Genomic DNA, 18,319 nt, shown 5'->3' with positions numbered 1-18,319 from the left:
GTCGAGCCGCACGATTGGTTGTACGTGACTGACCTGGAGATGAATCCCCATCGAGGCTCTCTGCCGGAGAGCCCGTCGGCTATTCGCTCATATGTGGCGATCGGGGACAGCCTGACCGAAGGTCTCGACGACCCCGGCCCCGACGGCGAGTACCGCGGATTCGCGGACCGGCTCGCCGCCCACCTCGCCGACGGCGCCCCCGACTTCCGCTATGCCAACCTCGCGGTGCGCGGGCGCCGCATGCGGCACATCTTCGGTGAGCAGCTCGACCAGACCCTGGCCGGCGCCCCCGACCTGGTGACCGTGCACGCGGGCGGCAACGACGTCCTGCGTCCCGGCACCGACCTGGACGAGCTCGCCGCGGAGTTCGAGCGCGGCATCCGCAAGATGCACGCGGCCGGGATCCGCACCGTCATCCTCTCCGGCCACGACACCGGCTGGATCCCCGTGCTGCGCGCCTACCGCGGCCGGATCGCGGTGTTCAGCATGCACCTTCGGGCCATCGCCGAGCGGACCGGCAGCGACATCGTCGACCTGTGGTCCATGGAGTCGCTCAACGACCCGCGCGCCTGGAGCGTGGACCGACTGCACTTCAACGCCGCCGGCCACCGGATCGTCGCCGCACGCATCGCCGACATCCTCGGCGCCCCCATGGGGCCGCGGGAGATCTGGGAGCGCCCGTGGGACACCCCGCCGCCGCAGCTGCCCCGCATCCTCCGCCGCCGGGAGACGCTGCGGTGGACCCGCGAACACCTGGTCCCCTGGCTCAGCCGCCGCGCCCTGGGCCGCTCGTCGGGCGACGGCCGCCTGCCCAAGCGCCCCGAGCTCACCGAACTGAACGGTGACGTGGTCGACGACCACGGGCACCTGTCCTAGGCCGTGTTCTTCGCATCATTCCGGGCTCGCGGCCGTCCGGAACGACGTTCGCTGTGCCGCTCCACTCGTAAAGCCGACCTGGGTTGACTTCGTGAAGCGGTGTGCGAGAGCTGCCCAGGACGGCCGCTCGCTTGCCCGAAAGCAGTCAAGAAACAAAGCATGCAAGAAACACGGCCTCAGGGACGGGCGACACGGCACCTGGCTGGTCCGCTGTTCGCCAACGGGCACGGGAGGGCTCGTCCGACAAACCGGGCGGACTCCGCGGACTCCCCGCGATCACCGGTGACAGGGCACCATCCCCCTCCAACACAAAGGGCCGCACCCGCGTGAGCGGGTGCGGCCCTTACCGAGCCGTACCGGGCGTCCTCCGATATCCCTCTCCAACACCGGATGACGGCCTCCGGCGGCCTCGGCCTGGGGGGCTGTAGTGGGATCTACAGCGGAATGTTGCCGTGTGCGCCGCGGGCGGCGGGGGCGGTGAAGATGGCCTGGGCCAGGGCGGAGCGGGTGCGTGCGGGGTCGATCACCTCGTCGACCACCCCGAGGTCCTGGGCCCGATCCAGGCCGCCGGCCTTCTTCTCCTGCTCTGCGGCGAGCTGCTGCTCCAGCGCCGGGCGCTCCTCCTCCGGGACGGCGGCGAGCTGCTTGCGGTGCAGGATGCGCACCGCGGCCACCGGGCCCATGACCGCGATCTCCGCGGTCGGCCAGGCCAGCACCCGGGTGGCACCCAGCGAGCGGGAGTTCATCGCGATGTAGGCGCCGCCGTAGGACTTGCGCGTCACGAGGGTCACCCGCGGCACGGTGGCCTCGGCGAAGGCGTGCAGCAGCTTGGCGCCGCGGCGGACCACGCCGTCCCACTCCTGGCCGACGCCGGGCAGGTAGCCGGGCACGTCCACCAGGACCACCAGCGGAACGCCGAACGCGTCGCACATCCGGACGAAGCGCGCCGCCTTCTCCGCCGACTTGGAGTCCAGGCACCCGCCGAGCCGCAGGGGGTTGTTGGCGATCACACCGACCGTGCGGTCGCCGAGGCGGCCCAGCGCCGTGACGATGTTCGGCGCCCACTTGGCCTGCAGCTCGATCGAGCCCTCGCCGATCGGCGCGTCCAGGACGCGGTTCACCAGCGGCTTGACGTCGTAGGCGCGGCGCGGCGACTCCGGCAGAACGTCGCTCAGGTCGGCGTCGGCGATGTCGTCGGGGCGCATCTGGCCCTGATGGCCCAGCAGCAGCGCCAGCTCGCGGCCCTTGACCATGGCGGCGGTGTCGTCCGGCGCGGTCAGGTGCACCACGCCGCTGCGCCGCCCGTGCGCGTCGGGGCCGCCCAGCTCCTCGGCGGTGATCTCCTCGCCCGTCACGCTGCGCACCACGTCGGGTCCGGTCACGAACACCTTGCCGCGCTCGGACATGACCACGATGTCGGTCAGCGCCGGACCGTAGGCGGCGCCGCCCGCGGCCGCGCCGAGCACCACCGAGATCTGCGGGACCACGCCCGAGGCCCTGGTCATCGCCGCGAACACGCGGCCCACGGCGTGCAGGCTCTCCACGCCTTCGGCGAGCCGCGCGCCGCCGGAGTGCCACAGCCCGATGACGGGCATCCGCTCGCGCACCGCGTGCTCGTAGGCGACCTCGATCGCGGCGCATCCGGCGGTGCCCATGGCCCCGCCCTGGATGCGGGCGTCGTTGGCGAAGGCGACGGCGGGCATGCCGTTGATCCGTCCGAGGGCGGCGAGCGCGGCGCTGTCGTCCTCGGCGGTGAGCAGCCGCAGCGACCCCTCGTCGAAGAACGCGGCGAGCCGCAGCCGCGGCGTGCGCGGGTCCTCGGATTCGGTGGGTGCGGTGGTCGCTGCTGGCGCCCCCGCCACTCTGTTGTCGGTCACGGTCATGAGGGCCGACTCCTTCTCGTGGAAGCGGTCGATGGTGGATCGGTTCTGAGCCGCCGGTGCCCGTCCGCGGATGTGGGTCCCCCGCGCGGTCGGTCGCCGTCGGCGGATGTCGGCGCGGCTCTGACGTAGCGGTCCGCCTCCCGGTGGCCGGTGCGGTCCCCGGCATCGGCCACCGGGAGGGGACGGATCAGGGGCGGCGGAAGACGGTGCAGATGTTGTGGCCGCCGAAGCCGAAGGACTCGTTGATCGCGGCGAGCGGTCCGGCCGGCAGGTCGCGCGGCTTGTCCCGGACGATGTCCACCTGCACTCCGGGGTCGAGTTCCTCGATGTTGGTGGTCGCGGGGATCACGCCCTCGTGCAGGGCCAGGATGGTGGCGATGGCCTCGACGGCGCCCGCGCCGCCGAGCAGGTGTCCGGTCATGGACTTGGTGGAGGTGACCGCCACCTGGTCCGCGGCGTCGCCGAGGGCGGCGCGGATGGCGATGGTCTCGCCGACGTCGCCCATCGGTGTGGAGGTGGCGTGCGCGTTGATGTGCGCGATGTCGCTGGGCTTGAGGTCGGCGTCGGCCAGCGCCTGGGTGATGGCGCGCGCCTGCCCGACGCCCTCCGGGTCCGGCTGGACGATGTCGTGGGCGTCGTCGGTGTACCCGGCACCCGCGGCCACGGCGTAGACGTGGGCGCCGCGCGCGGCGGCGTGCTCGGCCGACTCCAGCACGATGATCCCGGAGCCCTCGCCCAGGACGAACCCGTCGCGGTTGACGTCCCAGGGGCGCGAGGCGTGCTGCGGGTCCTCGTTGCGGGTCGACAGTGCCCGCATGGATGCGAACGACGCGATGTTCAGGGGGTGGAGCGCGGCCTCGGTGCCACCGGCGATGACCACGTCGGCGCGGCCGTCGCGGATCATTCTGATGGCGTCCCCGATGGCTTCGGAGCTGGAGGCGCAGGCGCTCACCGGAGCGTGCGCGCCGGCCCGTGCGGAGAACTCCAGGGCGACGGCGCCCGCCGGGCTGTTGGGCATGAGCATCGGCACCGTGAACGGCGAGACGCGCTTCCAGCCGCGCTCGCGGAAGGTGTCGTACTGCTCCAGGATGGTGAGGATGCCGCCGATGCCGCTGGAGACGACGACGCCCAGGCGGACGGGGTCCACCTCGGGGGCGCCCGCGTGCTGCCACGCCTCCTGCGCGGCGATCAGCGCGAACTGCTGCGTGCGGTCGAGCTTGCGCAGCCGCTGGCGGGGCAGCTTCTCCGCGGGCTCCACGACGGCCTGACCGGCGAAGTGGACCGGGAGCTGCTCTTTCCACTCCTCGGGAAGTTCGGTGATGCCCGACCGACCTTCGAGGAGGGCGGACCAGGTCGTGGGGACGTCACCCCCCAGCGGGGTGGTGGCGCCCAGGCCAGTGACGACGACTTCGGTGGTACTCATCGGCCTATCGCCCTCTCGTCTCGTAGGTCGATCCCCGGCGGGGTCGCGGCGGGGAATGGTGTCGGGTGGGTGGCGGCGTCCGGGTGCGGACGCGGGGCGAGGCGGGACGGGGCCCGCCGGCGGGGGGTGGACCGGCGGGCGCGGGGCACCAACGTCGTGACGTCGGCCCCGACATCTCTCCTGCGCTACTTCTGGATGAAGTTGATGACGTCCTGGACCGTCTTGAGGTCCTTGAGCTGGTCGTCCGGGATCTCGACCCCGAACTTGTCCTGCGCGGCGACGGCGATTTCGACCATCGACAGGGAGTCGATGTCGAGGTCGTCGACGAAGCTCTTCTCGGCGGTGACCTCAGCCGCGGGGACGCCCGCGATCTCGTCGATGATCTCGCCGAGGCCGGCCAGGATGTCCTGCTCGGTGTGAGCCATTGGGGTCGCTCCTTTGTGAGTACTACTGCGATGCGATGAAACGTTCGCCGTGGGGGCCGGGCGCGCACGCCGAAGGCCGGTGTCCACGGAGGATCAGGGAATCTCCAGCACCTGTGCCGCGTAGGTCAGGCCGGCGCCGTATCCCAGGGTCAGCACCGTGCTGCCGGATGGCAGTTCTCCGCGCTCGAGCATGCGCGACAGCGCCAGCGGGATAGAGGCGGAGGAGGTGTTGCCCGCAGTGACGATATCGCGAGCGATGATCGCCTGCGGAGCTCCGAGCTTGCGGGCGATCGACTCCACGATGCGGAGATTCGCCTGGTGCGGGACGAAGGCGGTGAGCTCGCCCGGGTCCACCCCGGCGCGCTCCATCGCCGTGAGCGCCACGTCGTGGAGCTCGGTCGTGGTCCACCGGAAGACCGCCTGGCCCTCCTGGTAGAGGTACTTGTTGTCGCGCAGGTAGATCTTGTCGGCCCGCTCGCCGGAGCTGCCCCACACCACCGGGCCGATGCCCGGGGCGTCGGAGGCGCTGACCACGGCCGCGCCCGCGCCGTCGGCGAAGATGACGCAGGTGGAGCGGTCGGTCCAGTCGACCCAGTCGGACAGCTTCTCCGAGCCGATGACCAGCGCGTTGCGGGCCGACCCGGCGCGCACCTGGTCGGCGGCCACCCCCAGCGCGTAGCAGAACCCCGCGCAGGCGGCGTTGACGTCGAAAGCGCCGGGAGCGCTGATCCCCAGCCGCGCGGCGACGGTGGCGGCGGCGTTGGGGATCTGGTCGGTCTGGGTGCAGGTCGCGACGATCACCAGGTCGATGTCGTCGGGGGCGATCCCGCTGGCGGCGATCGCCTTGCCGCCGGCGACGGCCGCCATGCTCTCGACGGTGTCCTCGGGGCCGGCGATGCGGCGCTCGCTAATGCCGACGCGGCTGCGGATCCACTCATCGGAGGTGTCGACCCGCCGGGCGAGGTCGTCGTTGGTGAGGATGTTGCTGGGCTGGTACTCGCCCAAGCCGAGGATCCGCGCCCCGGGGGCCATGGGCGACTGCTTCATCATCAGGGACCTTCCGGGTCGGAGGCCGGTCGTCCGGCGTGGTCCGCGATCAGCTGCCGGGCGGCGTCGAGGTCGTCGGGCGTCTTCATGGCGAGGCGTTCGACGCCGCGCATCGACCGCTTGGCCAGGCCGGTCAGCGTGCCCGCGGGGGGCAGCTCGATCAGGGCGGTGACACCGAGCTCGATGAGGGTCTCGGTGCAGGCGTCCCAGCGCACCGGCGAGCTGATCTGCGCGACCAGGCGGTCGAGGTAGTCCTGGCCGTCGCCGACCACCGCGCCGTCGCGGTTGGACAGCAGGCGGGTGCGGGCGTCGACGGGTCTCATCCCGTCGGCGGTCGTGCGGACACGCTGCATGGCCGGGGCCATGTGGCCGGTGTGGAACGCACCGGCGACCGACAGCGAGCGCAGCCGCGCCCGGGCGGGCGGCTCCTCCGCGAAGGCGGCGAGCTGTTCCGTGGTGCCGGCGGCGACGATCTGGCCGGAGCCGTTGTCGTTGGCGGGCGTGAGCCCGGCGGCGTCGATGGCGGCCAGGACCTCGTCGCGGTCGCCGCCGAGGACGGCGGTCATACCGGTGGTGGTGGCCGCCGCGGCTTCGGCCATGCCCCGGCCGCGCTCGGCGACCAGCGCCAGGGCGTCGGTGGAGCTCAGCACACCGGCGATACCGGCGGCGGTGAACTCACCGACGCTGTGCCCGGCGACGGCGTCGATGGCGTCGGGGGCCTTGGCGAGGTCGCCGAACAGCGCGATGGCGGCCGCCAGGCCCGCGCTGACCAGCAGCGGCTGGGCGACGGCGGTGTCGCGGATCTCGTCCGCGTCCGCAGTGGTGCCGTAGCGCGCCAGGTCGATCTTGGCGACCTCGGACCACTGCTCGAAACGCTCGGACATGCCGGGGAGTTCGAGCCAGGGAGTGAGGAAGCCGGGGACCTGGGCGCCTTGGCCGGGAGCAACGATTACAAGCACGACATCCACACTGCCCTGTGGAAGATCACCAGAATGATGGCGGGAGCCACGAAGTTTCCAAGATGCCTTTTGTGGGATCCCTACAATGAGACGCGCGGGTGGGGCGAATGTGGTGGAACGCGTCACGTTGTGACCGCTCGGTAGGGGTGGGAGGCCCCGCAGGGGCACGCGAGAACCGGCGCACCACGCCCGTCCGCGCGGGCCGTACCCGGCACTCGTGGATGCGGTGTCCCTCGCCGCACCGGGCTGATGACACTCTAGGAAATGTGACCACCGAACCCACTGAACACAACGAACCGGCCGGTCAGGCGCGTCCCTCCGGCGATGACCCCCAGGTGCGGGCCGAGACCGCGCGGCGGCTGGAGCGTGCCATGGGCACGCTCGGCACCGCCGCCGTGGCCCGGATGGAGAGCCGACTGTCCTGGTTCCGCCAGATGTCGGCCGAGGACCGGTCCTGGGTGGGCCTGGTGGCGCAGTCGGGTGTGGCGGCGTTCGTCGAGTGGTTCAAGAAGTCGGGCAAGGGGCGCCCCGCCATCACGGTCGAGGTGTTCGGCACGGCCCCGCGCGAACTCACCCGGTCGGTGACGCTGCAGCAGACCGTGGACATGCTGCGGGTCGTCATCGACGTGGTCGAGAACCAGGTCGACGAGCTCGCCGCGCCCGGAGGCGAGCAGCAGCTGCGCGAGGCGGTGCTGCGCTACACCCGCGAGGTCGCGTTCAGCTCGGCCAAGATCTACGCCCGCGCGGCCGAGGCGCGCGGAGCGTGGGACGCGCGGCTGGAGGCGCTCATCGTCGACGCCCTGCTGCACGGCGACCGCGAGGAGGGGCTGCAGACCTGGGCGGCGGCCCTGGGGTGGTCGCGCACGCCCGTGTTCGCCGTCGCCGGCGGACTCGGCGACCAGGAGGACGCGAGCCTGCTGGAAGATCTGCGGTCGGTCGCCCGCCGGGCCGGGCACGATGTGCTCGCCGGGGTCCAGGGGCAGCGCGTCATCGTGGTGATCGGCGTCAACGAGAGGTACGCCGGGGACTCCGACCCGATGGCGGCCGTGGAGCCGCTCACCGGGATGTTCGGCCCGGGCCGGTGGTCGTCGGCCCGGCCGTCGCCGACCTGCGCGCGGCCGGGAGTCGGCGGCCGCCGCCGTCAACGGGCTGCGGGCCGCCGTGGCCTGGCCGGACGCCCCGCGCCCGGTGCTCGCCGAGGACCTGCTGCCCGAACGGGCGCTGGAGGGGACGAGGCGGCCCGGCGCCAGCTCGTGGAGGAGATCTACCTGCCGCTGCGCAACGCCGGTTCGCCCCTTCTGGACACGCTTTCGGTCTACCTCGAGTACGCCTCCTCACTGGAGTCCACCGCGCGGATGCTGTTCGTCCACCCCAACACGGTGCGTTACCGGCTCAGCCGGATCGCCGAACTCACCGGGCATGTCCCCGCCGACGGCCGGGGCTCCTTCGTGCTGCGGATCGCGGTGACGCTCGGGCGCCTCTCGGAGGGCGCGGCCTCCGGGGCGTAGCCGCTGGTCGCGGCCGTGCGGACCGCGACCGAGGGTCGGCGAGAAGCGGCGGCGGGACGGGCGGTGCGGCGGGGAGCTCCGAGCGCTTGACATGCCGGATCGTGACGGGGCGAAAATCCGCGAAATCGGACGCCGTAACTGGGAACCGCGCGTGGAGACGGGACGTTGCCACCGAAGCGGATGTCTTCGTCCTGACAGGATGGAACATCGCAGGTAGATGCCGATGTGAGCGAACCTCCGCGAATCGTGCGAGGCCGGTGTCAACCGGGAGCGAAGCACAGGCGTCTACATTCGGCGGGGGAATATCGGGCGATGGTGAATAGAGGGCCGAAAAGCGGATAACGTGACCCGTGAGTGGGTGTTCACGGGCTGAAGCGAAATTCGGCTTTCCTCTCCAGTCGGTGTGGATAGACGCCGACCGCCGCGTCGGCTCGGGGGATCCCCTGCGTAGGAGGTATCGGCGCATGAGGTTTGGGGGTGCCATGGCAGATTTCGGCGAGGGCGTGGAGAAGCTGTACAGCAGATGGCTGGAAATGGTCCGAGAACCGACAGAATCGGGACAGCTGACCCGCCAGGTCATCTTTTTCCTTCCGGTTCCCCTACCCGTGCTCGCCCTGGTCGCGATCTTTGTGGGCGGTAGCTTGTCGGCGTCGGGCTGGATGATCCTCCTCTCGGGGTCCGTCGCGGTCGCCGCACTGCTGCTGGCCATCGTCGTGCAACCGACTCCGCTGCCCGAAGGACTGTCGGCCGAGGCGTCGGTGCGCCGTTCACTGCACCGCTTCCGGCAGATCACCTCGCTGCGCATCGCGTTGGCGCTCACCCCCGTCGCGGTCGGCGCGGGTGCGTCCATCGCCGGCGGAGGCATGCTCCCGCTCCTGGTCGCACTGGCGATGGCCTGGCCGCAGCTGGTGCTCGCCTCCCCGCTCTTCTTCACCATCACCCGGGCACGGCGCGCCATGGAGGCGTGGGGCACCAAGGCCTACCTGTGGGCGGCGCTCGCCCAGCCGGCGCCGGTGGAGTGGCCCATCGCCACCGAGCTGGAGGCCCGCTACCGCGTGTGGGAGGCGCTGCGCGCCGCTGCCGAGGGGCGACAGGAGCAGCCCGCGGCGGCGTCGGCCGAGGGCGGGGCCGGCGACGACCCGGCGGACCATGCCGCAGCGACCACGGACGCAGACGTCCCCACCACATCAGCCAACAGCTCCGGCATCGAGCCCGGCGCCGATCTTCCCGAGCGGCTGGCCGTTACCAGTAGCGAGCCCAAGCCGGAGCCGGGCCAGCTGATCCCCGGCTTCGAGCTCCCGGCCGTGTCGGTGACGGCCCGGCGTGTCCTGCGCAGCGGTGGTGCGCTGCGCCGCAAGGCCCGCCAGGGGCGCGGCGGCAATCGGCGGCCCAAGACCCGGAGGTAACGAGCGGGAGCTGACACGGGCCGACCCGGTCCGTGCGGCCGTGACCACTCCGTGGGGGGACCGGGGCGCACGCCCCGGTCCCCCCACGGCTTTCACGACATCTCCCGTCGCCCCCATCACCGTTCACCGCGATCACCCCTGCCTCACGCGCACGGCCCTTCGCCCTGAGGCGTACACGGCGCGTCGCCCGGGAACACCGTGACGCAGAGGAGTCGGGTGGAAAGGGGAGCGGTGTGCCCGCACGAGGCTGGCGGTTCTGGGTGGACCGCGGCGGCACGTTCACCGACATCGTCGCCCAGCGGCCGGACGGACAGCTGGTCACGCACAAGCTTCTGTCGCAGAGTCCCGCACACGACCGCGACGCCGCCGTCGCCGGGATCCGCGTCCTGCTCGGGCTCGGTCCGGACGCGCCGATCCCCGGCACCGACGCGGCGCCTGCGCCCCGGGACGGTTCCCCCGAACCGGCGGACGCCGACGGCGATCATCTCGCCGTCGAATCCGTCCGGATGGGCACCACCGTCGCCACCAACGCGCTCCTCGAACGCAAGGGCGAGCGGACCGCCCTGGTGATCACCCGCGGGTTCGCCGACGCGCTGAGTATCGGGTACCAGGACCGCCCGCGCATCTTCGACCGGCACATCGTGCTGCCGGAGCCGCTCCACGAGCGCGTGATCGAGACCGAGGAGCGCGTCACCGCCGACGGCACCGTCCTGCGCGCCCCCGACCTCGATCACCTCGCCGCCGAACTGGAGCGCGCCTACGCCGATGGCATCCGCGCGGTGGCCATCGTGTGCATGCACAGCCACCTCTACCCCGCCCACGAGCGCGCGATCGGCGCGCTGGCCGAGCGCATCGGCTTCCCCCAGGTCTCGCTGTCCAGCGAGACCAGCCCCCTGATGAAGCTGGTGTCGCGAGGGGACACCACGACACTGGACGCCTACCTCTCGCCCGTGCTGCGCCGCTACGTCCGCCAGGTGGACGCACAGATGCGCGGGGTGCGGCTGATGTTCATGCAGTCCAACGGCGGACTCACCGAGGCCGGGCACTTCCGCGGCAAGGACGCCATCCTCTCCGGCCCGGCCGGAGGCATCGTCGGCATGGTGCGGGTGTCGCGGATGGCGGGGTTCTCCAGGATCATCGGCTTCGACATGGGCGGTACGTCCACCGACGTGTCGCACTGGGCCGGGGCCTATGAGCGGGTGCTCGACACGCGGGTGGCCGGGGTGCGACTGCGCGCGCCCATGCTCGACATCCACACCGTGGCGGCGGGCGGAGGGTCCATCCTGCACTTCGACGGCAGCCGCTACCGCGTCGGCCCCGACTCGGCCGGGGCCGATCCCGGCCCCGCCTGCTACCGCGCTGGAGGGCCGCTGACCGTGACCGACGCCAACGTGATGCTCGGTCGCATCCAGCCGACGCACTTTCCCCGCGTGTTCGGTCCCGGCGGCGACCAGCCCATCGACGCCGAGACGGTGCGGCGGCGCTTCGCCGACCTGTCCGCCGAGATCACGCGCGCGACCGGTGACGAGCGCCCGCCCGAGCAGGTCGCCGAGGGGTACCTGCACATCGCCGTGGCCAACATGGCCAACGCTGTCAAGCGCATCTCCGTCCAGAAGGGCCACGACGTCACCGGTTACGCGCTCACCACGTTCGGCGGCGCGGGCGGACAGCACGCCTGCGCGGTGGCCGACTCCCTGGGCATCTCCACCGTGCTCGTGCCTCCGATGGCCGGTGTTCTGTCCGCACTCGGGATCGGCCTGGCCGACACCACCGCGATGCGCGAGCAGTCGGTGGAGGCGCCGCTGCGGAAGGAGGAGCTGCCGACGATCGGTGCGCTCGCCGATCGGCTCGCGGAGCAGGCCGCCGCGGAGCTGATGGACGAGGACGTGCCCGAGGAGCGCATCCGGGTGGAGCGCAGGGCGCGGCTGCGCTACGACGGCACCGATACCGCGGTCGAGGTCGACCTGGCCGACACCAAGGCGATGATCGCGGACTTCGAGGCCGAGCACCGCCGCACCTACTCGTTCCTCATGGACCGCCCGCTCATCGTCGAGGCCGTCACGGTAGAGGCGGTCGGGCGCACCGACGAGCCCGACCTGCGCCACCTGGGCCACACCACTGACGCGCACCCACCCGGGGCACCCACGACGTCGCCCGACCCCGCGACGGTCCGGCTGTATGCGAACGGCGCGTGGCGCGACGCCCCGCTCTATCAGCGGTCGCACCTGCGCTCGGGACAGCAGGTGACCGGCCCGGCGATCATCGCCGAGGCCGACGCCACCACGGTCGTCGATGACGGCTGGCGGGCGACCGCGACGGAGACCGGACACCTGCTCGTCGAACGGGTCCGGGCACGCGCCGAGGCCGGGGTGGGCACGCGGGCCGACCCGGTGATGCTGGAGATCTTCAACAACCTCTTCATGTCCATCGCCGAGCAGATGGGCGCGCGGCTGGAGTCCACCGCCCAGTCGGTCAACATCAAGCAGCGCCTCGACTTCTCCTGCGCGCTCTTCGACCCCGAGGGCAACCTGATCGCCAACGCCCCGCACATGCCGGTGCACCTGGGGTCGATGGGCACCACCATCCAGGAGGTGATCCGCCGCAACGCCGGAGACATGCGGCCCGGCGACGTCTACGCGGTCAACGACCCCTACCACGGGGGCACCCACCTGCCCGACATCACCGTGGTGACACCGGTGTTCGACACCGCCGGGACGGAACCGGCGGGGCGGGTCGGGCCGGACAGCGGCGACGTCCTGTTCTTCGTCGCCTCCCGCGGCCACCACGCGGAGATCGGCGGAATCACCCCCGGCTCGATGCCCGCGACCAGCCGCGAGGTCCACGAGGAGGGCGTCCTCTTCGACAACCACCTGCTCGTGCGCGGCGGCGAGTTCCGCGAGGACGCGACCCGGCGCCTGCTCACCGAGGCGCCCTACCCCTCGCGCGCACCGGAGACCAACCTCGCCGACCTGCGCGCGCAGATCGCCGCCAACGCCAAGGGCGTCGAGGAGGTCGGCAAGATGATCGACCACTTCGGCCTGGACGTCGTGCAGGCCTACATGCGACACGTCCAGGACAACGCCGAGGAAGCGGTCCGCCGCGTCGTCGACGCCCTCGACGACGGCCACTTCCGCTACGAGATGGACTCCGGCGCGGTGATCGAGGTGTGTGTGTCGGTGGACCGCGAGGGGCGCGGCGCGACGATCGACTTCACCGGGACGTCGGCACAGCTCGACACCAATTTCAACGCACCGTCGTCGGTGGCGACCGCGGCCGTGCTCTACGTCTTCCGCACGCTCGTGGCCGACGACATTCCCCTGAACGACGGTTGCCTGAAGCCGCTGCGCCTCATCATCCCCCGGGGATCGATGCTCTCCCCGGTCTACCCGGCCGCGGTCGTCGCCGGAAACGTCGAAACCTCCCAGGCCATCACCGGCGCCCTGTATGCGGCCCTGGGCGTCCAGGCCGAGGGCTCCGGCACGATGAACAACGTGACCTTCGGCAACGAGCGGTACCAGTACTACGAGACCGTCTCCTCGGGCTCGGGCGCCGGAGAGGGCTTCGACGGCGCCCCGGTGGTGCAGACCCACATGACGAACTCCCGCCTGACCGACCCCGAGGTCCTGGAGTGGCGCTTCCCCGTACTGCTCGAAGAGTTCCGGATCCGACGCGGCAGCGGCGGAGCCGGCAGATGGCACGGGGGCGACGGCGCCATCCGCCGCATGCGCTTCCTCGAACCGATGACCGTCAGCACCCTCACCGGGCACCGCCGCCGTCCGCCCTACGGCCTTGCCGGAGGCGCACCGGGCGCCCTGGGCCGCAACAGCGTGCAACGCGCCGACGGCACGGTCGACTTCTTCGACGGCTGCGACTCCGTCGACATGCGCCCAGGCGACATCCTGGTCATCGAAACCCCCGGCGGGGGCGGCTACGGCCGACCACCCTCCGACGCCTGACCGGCAGCGGCACCGACGCCGACGGAGGCTGGGAGCGAGCCACAGGTTCCCCTACCGAGGGGCGGCCGCAGGTCCGCTGGGTCGGCCCGTTCCACCCCTCCGGCGTCCTGGGGCGAAAAGCGGCACCGAGGCCAGGGGGGGTGGCGCGCCCCTGCTGGCCGGCAGGCGGGAGTGGGCGGCCCCGGGGACGGGAAAGCGCCCTCCCACGGCCTGGACTGGCATCGGGTGTGGATCCGGACAGCTGCGGGTGCCCAGATCGGTACTGTTCGACCGGCCGGACCGCTGTCTTTTCGTTTCGCGTGAGGGGCCTTCCGCCATTCGATAGGCGTCGGCTCATTTGCCGATGATCACGGCAAGAGTCCGCGATTCTTTCAGTGGTGCCCTAACAACTGCTGTGAGCATCGCGGGCAGAGCCCGGGGTCCGCTGGGTCGGCGCCGTGCCCGCTCCGATGTTCTTGGGTGAAAACCAGCACCAAGGGTGGTGGGGCCGGGCCCCGCCGGTCGTCCAGCGGGTGGGCGCGGGGTGCCCCCCGGGGCGGGAAAGCGCTCTCCGGGTCCTGGGGGCGCGGGGCCGCGGATCCGGTCGGGTCGATCAGCACCCCAGCCCTGACCGAAACGCTGCTCTTCCGCTGCACGTGAGAGCACTTCCGCCATACGGGAGTTCGGGGCCATCTCGCTGATGATCACGGGGATTCGGTCGATTTCCAGCCGATTTTCGACAGATTTTCCATGATCATCGCCAGGCGGGGCGTGCGGTAGGGCGGCAAGGCGAGAAGGGAGGGGCACTGCCCCGAGATCAACTGAGGTGCGGACAAAACCGGCACACACAGAGCGCTCTCCCGCCCCGGACCCCGCCGAATCCTGTAGCCGGCAGGGGCGCCTCCCCGGCCCCCACACCCTCGTCGCCGCTGCTCGCCGCCCTATCTGGGAGCTGCCTGAGGCGAGGGCCGCCTGCTCTAGTCCTGCTGTGTGGCATCGGCGCACGAGGAGCCGGCTCAGGCGGGCTGTTCGAGTTCGGCGAAGGCGTTGACGAGCTGGCGTTCGGCGACGTCGAAGTAGTCGGCCAGCCGGTCGGCGGCCTCGTGGGCGGCCCCGTCGCTCAGCAGGCGGTAGATCTCGCGGTTCTGCTCAAGGTAGGGGACGTGGAACTCGCGGGGCGCGGCCATGATGTGGAAGACGAGCCGCAGTTCGGCGAGGAGCCGGTGGACGATCTCGTCGGTGCGCGGGCTGTGGGCCAGTCCGGCGATGGCCTGGTGGAAATGCATGTTGGCCGTGCCTACACCCCACCAGTCTCCGTCGTTCAGGGCGGCGGTGCCTTCGTCGACGGCGGCGCCCACGCGGGCGATCGCCTCGGCGTCGGTGCCGGTGGCACCGCGTAGGGCCGACAGTTCCAGGGCGCGTCGGACGTGGAACAGGTCGGCGACGTCCTCGGCGGTCGGCTTGGCGACGAAGACGCCGCGGTTGAACTCGTGGACCAGCAGGCGCTCGTGGCTCAGCAGGCGGAAGGCTTCGCGCAAGGTGTTGCGGGAGACGCCGAGCGCGGAGCCGATGGCCTCCTCGGACAGTCGGGTGCCCGGGGCCATGGCGCCGTCGACGATCTGGGCGCGCAGTGCGTCGGCGACGCGTTCCGCGGTGCTCGATCGCTCCAGCATGCCGCGGAAGCGGGAGAGCCCTTCGAATTCGTCGCCGGTCACCGTCGCGTTCACTCCTTCGGCGTTGTGGTGGGGATGGCTTCATTCTCGCCGATTCCACCGCGGCCCGCGGCCGGTCGCGGGGACGCCCGGGGCGGCGGGCGGTGCGGCGGCCAGGCGGGACCACGGGGATGTGTCGTGCGGCATAAGGGGGTGTGTCGCAATCGGCGCTGGACATGTACTATGGCGTTCCTCACGCGATTGAAGGATTGTTCAACAATCCTCAGGGAACCTCTGTGCGGAGGATCCCGCATCGGACCAACCCGCCGATCCGACAGAAACGAGGGTCGTCATGGGCGAAACGCAATCCCCCGCCCCAGCCCCCACCGTCCGCGCCGCGGCCGCGCGCGGCACCCTCCTCGGCGCGATGTTCCTGATGGCCACCAGCGCCATCGGCCCCGGGTTCATCACCCAGACCACGAAGTTCACCGCCGAGCTCGGCGCCGCGTTCGCCTTCGCGATCCTGGTGTCGATCCTCATCGACATCGCCGTACAGCTCAATATCTGGCGGGTCATCGGCGTCGCCGGAGAGCGCGCTCAGGACCTCGCCAACAAGGTCGTGCCGGGGGCGGGATACCTTCTCGCCGCGCTCGTCGTCTTCGGCGGACTCGTATTCAACGTCGGCAACATCGGCGGGACCGCCCTCGGCCTCGACGCGCTGGCCGGAGTCGACGTCAGGATCGGCGGCGCCGCCTCCGCCATGATCGCCATCGCCATCTTCCTCAGCAAGCGCGCCGGGCTCGCCATGGACCGCATCATCGTGGTCCTGGGCGTGCTGATGATCATGCTGACCCTCTACGTCGCGTTCGTCTCCGCGCCGCCCGTGGGCGAGGCGGTGCGCAGCGCCGTGCTGCCCGGCGCGATCGGGTCGGACGGCTTCGTCGCGATCGTGACCATCGTCGGCGGCACCGTCGGCGGATACATCACCTACGCCGGGGCACACCGGCTCGTTGACGCAGGGATCAGCGGCCCGGGAAACATCCGCGCCATCACCCGCTCGTCGGTCATCGGCGTCATCGTCACCGGCGTGATGCGTGTCGTGCTCTTCCTCGCCGTGCTCGGTGTGGTCACCGGCGGCGCCTCGCTCGTCGGCGTCGACAACGCCCCGGCCGAGGCGTTCTCGCACGCCGCCGGTGAGGTCGGGCTGCGCCTGTTCGGCGTGATCATGTGGGCCGCGGCGATCAGCTCCGTCATCGGGGCCTCCTACACCTCCGTGTCCTTCATCACCACGTTCTCCCCGAAGCTGGAGCGCCGCCGCACCTGGTGGGTCGCCGGGTTCATCGCGGTCTCCGCGATCGCCTACCTGCTCCTCGGCAAGGCCCCGGCCACTCTGCTCATCCTCGCCGGTGCCCTCAACGGGCTCATCCTCCCGGTCGGCATGGGGATCATGCTCTGGGTCGCCACCCGGCGCTCCGCCGACCTGCTGCACGGCTACCGCTACCCCGCCTGGCTGCTCGCCATCGGCTGGATCGCCTGGCTGATCACGGTCTACATCGCCTGGATGGCGCTCTCGGGCATCGGCGACCTGTGGGCCTGACGCTCCAGGCCGCCGCCCCGCCCCTGGCCCACCCCGCTCACCACGACACTACGCGAGACAAGGAGACCCGCTGACGTGCGTATCGACCTCAACTCCGACCTCGGGGAGAGCTTCGGCCGCTGGGAGCTCGGCGACGACGCGGCCCTGCTGTCCATCGTGACCAGCGCCAACGTCGCCTGCGGCTTCCACGCGGGGGACCCGACGGTGCTGCGGACGACCTGCGAACAGGCCGTCGAGCGCGGCGTGACCATCGGTGCGCAGGTCGGCTACCGCGATCTCGCCGGGTTCGGGCGGCGCTTCATCGACGTGCCGCCCGCGGACCTGACCAACGACGTCCTTTACCAGATCGGTGCGCTGGACGCGATGGCCCGCGTGTCCGGGGACCGGGTCCGCTACGTCAAGCCGCACGGGGCGCTGTACAACGCGATCGTGCGCCATGAGGAGCAGGCCGCCGCGGTGGTCGAGGCGGTCCTCGCCTATGACCCGGCCCTTCCCGTCATGGGCCTGCCCGGGTCGGCGTGGCTGCGCCTCGCCGAGGAGGCCGGGCTGAGCACGATCCAGGAGGCGTTCGCCGACCGCGCCTATACGCCCGAGGGCACCCTGGTTCCGCGCGGCGCGTCGGGGGCGGTCCTCCACGACGCCGCCGAGATCGCGGAGCGATGCCTGCGCATCGTCCGACGGCAACCCGTCACCGCCGTCGACGGCACCCCGGTGCTGATCGAGGCCGACTCGCTGTGTGTCCACGGCGACAGCCCCGGAGCGGTGCACATCGCCCGGACCGTCGCCGACCGGCTCGGCTCGGCGGGCGTGGCCATCGCCCCGTTCGCCGCCGTCCCGGCATCGTGACCGTGCCGATCCCACGGATCCCACCGATGGCGCCGATCCCGCGTCCCCGTTCCAGGAGGCCAACATGCGCGTGCTGAGCTGCGCTGACGCCGGTGTCCTCATCGAGGTGGCCGACCTCGACGAGGTTCTGGCCCTGCACGGTGCCCTGTCCGAGGACCCGCCGCCAGGGGTGGCCGAGGTCGTTCCGGCCGCCCGCACGGTGATGGTGCGCCTGGCAGAGGACGGTGACGCCGCGGCCGTGGCCGCCGCGGTACGGCGGCTGCGCCCGCGCGCCGTGCGACCGGACAGCGTGGACGAGGCGGAGATCGAGGTCGACTACAGCGGGGCCGATCTCGCCGACATCTCCGCGCACACCGGGATAAGCGAGCGCGACGTCGTCGCCGCGCACACCGGCGCCGTCTGGACCGTCGCGTTCTGCGGCTTCGCGCCCGGGTTCGGCTATCTGGTCGGCGGTGACCCCCGGCTCGACGTCCCGCGCCGGGCCGAGGCGCGCACCCGTGTCCCGGCCGGGGCCGTGGCGCTGGCCGGGCGGTTCACCGGCGTCTACCCGCGCAGCTCGCCCGGCGGATGGCAGCTGCTGGGGCACACCGACGCCGTGATCTGGGACCTGGAGCGCGACCCGCCGGGTCTGCTGCGTCCGGGGATGCGGCTGCGCTTCCGGGAGGCCTGACCGGATCCCCGGCACGAGGCCGGGGCTGATGCACGGGCACGGGCGCACGCCGGTGGCACAACGAGCGGTCCGGGGGCGGGCCGGGAGAGACG

At 71.8% G+C, this 18,319-nt stretch carries 12 protein-coding genes and 1 pseudogene; 7 read left to right on the top strand and 6 right to left on the bottom strand.

Going from position 1 to position 18,319, the window contains the following annotated elements:
* Positions 1-93 precede the first annotated feature (93 nt).
* On the top strand, positions 94-876 hold the full coding sequence (locus tag CDO52_RS18625; protein ID WP_094932576.1) for an SGNH/GDSL hydrolase family protein: 783 nt from the start codon (positions 94-96) through the stop codon (positions 874-876).
* A 434-nt stretch (positions 877-1,310) separates the two neighbouring features.
* Here the strand turns inward: CDO52_RS18625 and CDO52_RS18620 are convergent, their stop codons facing one another.
* The 5 genes from CDO52_RS18620 to CDO52_RS18600 form a co-directional block, all read right to left on the bottom strand.
* Positions 1,311-2,759, bottom strand: a complete 1,449-nt coding sequence (locus tag CDO52_RS18620; protein WP_017618118.1) for an acyl-CoA carboxylase subunit beta — start codon at positions 2,757-2,759, stop codon at positions 1,311-1,313.
* Between the two features lie 187 nt (positions 2,760-2,946).
* Entirely contained in the window at positions 2,947-4,182 is a 1,236-nt protein-coding gene (gene fabF, locus CDO52_RS18615; protein WP_017618119.1) for a beta-ketoacyl-ACP synthase II, read from the bottom strand.
* 185 nt (positions 4,183-4,367) lie between these two features.
* Positions 4,368-4,607 (bottom strand): acyl carrier protein, encoded by a 240-nt coding sequence (locus CDO52_RS18610; RefSeq protein ID WP_017618120.1) that lies wholly within the window; start codon positions 4,605-4,607, stop codon positions 4,368-4,370.
* Between the two features lie 93 nt (positions 4,608-4,700).
* Positions 4,701-5,654 carry a beta-ketoacyl-ACP synthase III gene (locus CDO52_RS18605; protein ID WP_026125692.1) on the bottom strand — a complete coding sequence of 318 codons (954 nt, stop codon included), beginning with the start codon at positions 5,652-5,654 and terminating at the stop codon, positions 4,701-4,703.
* Between the two features lie 2 nt (positions 5,655-5,656).
* A complete protein-coding gene (locus CDO52_RS18600; RefSeq protein ID WP_017618122.1) occupies positions 5,657-6,538 on the bottom strand; it encodes an ACP S-malonyltransferase in 882 nt (293 codons plus the stop codon).
* A 341-nt stretch (positions 6,539-6,879) separates the two neighbouring features.
* On the opposite strand from CDO52_RS18600, the pseudogene CDO52_RS18595 reads away from it, so the two are divergent.
* The 3 genes and pseudogenes from CDO52_RS18595 (at position 6,880) to CDO52_RS18585 (ending at position 13,483) form a co-directional block, all read left to right on the top strand.
* Positions 6,880-8,121 (top strand): annotated as a pseudogene (locus tag CDO52_RS18595) (PucR family transcriptional regulator).
* A gap of 482 nt (positions 8,122-8,603) precedes the next feature.
* Positions 8,604-9,527 carry a hypothetical protein gene (locus tag CDO52_RS18590; RefSeq protein WP_017618124.1) on the top strand — a complete coding sequence of 308 codons (924 nt, stop codon included), beginning with the start codon at positions 8,604-8,606 and terminating at the stop codon, positions 9,525-9,527.
* Positions 9,528-9,760: 233 nt separating this feature from the next.
* Entirely contained in the window at positions 9,761-13,483 is a 3,723-nt protein-coding gene (locus tag CDO52_RS18585) for a hydantoinase B/oxoprolinase family protein (protein WP_017618125.1), read from the top strand.
* 995 nt (positions 13,484-14,478) lie between these two features.
* On the opposite strand, the gene CDO52_RS18580 is transcribed toward CDO52_RS18585, so the two are convergent.
* Complete coding sequence (locus CDO52_RS18580; protein ID WP_051060698.1) at positions 14,479-15,135, bottom strand: GntR family transcriptional regulator; 657 nt, start codon at positions 15,133-15,135, stop codon at positions 14,479-14,481.
* Between the two features lie 331 nt (positions 15,136-15,466).
* Between CDO52_RS18580 and CDO52_RS18575 the strand changes: the two genes are divergently transcribed.
* The 3 genes from CDO52_RS18575 to CDO52_RS18565 all read left to right on the top strand — a co-directional run bounded on the left by CDO52_RS18575 (position 15,467) and on the right by CDO52_RS18565 (position 18,227).
* On the top strand, positions 15,467-16,711 hold the full coding sequence (locus tag CDO52_RS18575) for an NRAMP family divalent metal transporter (RefSeq protein WP_017618127.1): 1,245 nt from the start codon (positions 15,467-15,469) through the stop codon (positions 16,709-16,711).
* Between the two features lie 75 nt (positions 16,712-16,786).
* Positions 16,787-17,557, top strand: a complete 771-nt coding sequence (locus CDO52_RS18570; RefSeq protein ID WP_094932575.1) for a LamB/YcsF family protein — start codon at positions 16,787-16,789, stop codon at positions 17,555-17,557.
* A 64-nt stretch (positions 17,558-17,621) separates the two neighbouring features.
* Positions 17,622-18,227, top strand: a complete 606-nt coding sequence (locus tag CDO52_RS18565; protein WP_017618129.1) for a 5-oxoprolinase subunit B family protein — start codon at positions 17,622-17,624, stop codon at positions 18,225-18,227.
* Positions 18,228-18,319 lie beyond the last annotated feature (92 nt).

This window comes from Nocardiopsis gilva YIM 90087 (genome assembly GCF_002263495.1).
Lineage (GTDB): Bacteria > Actinomycetota > Actinomycetes > Streptosporangiales > Streptosporangiaceae > Nocardiopsis_C > Nocardiopsis_C gilva.
The sequence above is the reverse complement of the archived record's forward strand: the minus strand, read 5'-3'. Positions and strand labels throughout refer to the sequence as shown.

Excerpts from the sequence above, each read along its gene's own strand:
- CDO52_RS18605 (WP_026125692.1), bottom strand. The coding sequence starts at position 5,654 with ATGAAGCAGTCGCCCATGGCCCCCGGGGCGCGGATCCTCGGCTTGGGC.
- CDO52_RS18580 (WP_051060698.1), bottom strand. The coding sequence starts at position 15,135 with ATGCTGGAGCGATCGAGCACCGCGGAACGCGTCGCCGACGCACTGCGC.
- CDO52_RS18590 (WP_017618124.1), top strand. The coding sequence starts at position 8,604 with ATGGCAGATTTCGGCGAGGGCGTGGAGAAGCTGTACAGCAGATGGCTG.
- fabF (WP_017618119.1), bottom strand. The coding sequence starts at position 4,182 with ATGAGTACCACCGAAGTCGTCGTCACTGGCCTGGGCGCCACCACCCCG.
- CDO52_RS18600 (WP_017618122.1), bottom strand. The coding sequence starts at position 6,538 with ATGTCCGAGCGTTTCGAGCAGTGGTCCGAGGTCGCCAAGATCGACCTG.
- CDO52_RS18610 (WP_017618120.1), bottom strand. The coding sequence starts at position 4,607 with ATGGCTCACACCGAGCAGGACATCCTGGCCGGCCTCGGCGAGATCATC.
- CDO52_RS18565 (WP_017618129.1), top strand. The coding sequence starts at position 17,622 with ATGCGCGTGCTGAGCTGCGCTGACGCCGGTGTCCTCATCGAGGTGGCC.
- CDO52_RS18575 (WP_017618127.1), top strand. The coding sequence starts at position 15,467 with ATGGGCGAAACGCAATCCCCCGCCCCAGCCCCCACCGTCCGCGCCGCG.
- CDO52_RS18620 (WP_017618118.1), bottom strand. The coding sequence starts at position 2,759 with ATGACCGTGACCGACAACAGAGTGGCGGGGGCGCCAGCAGCGACCACC.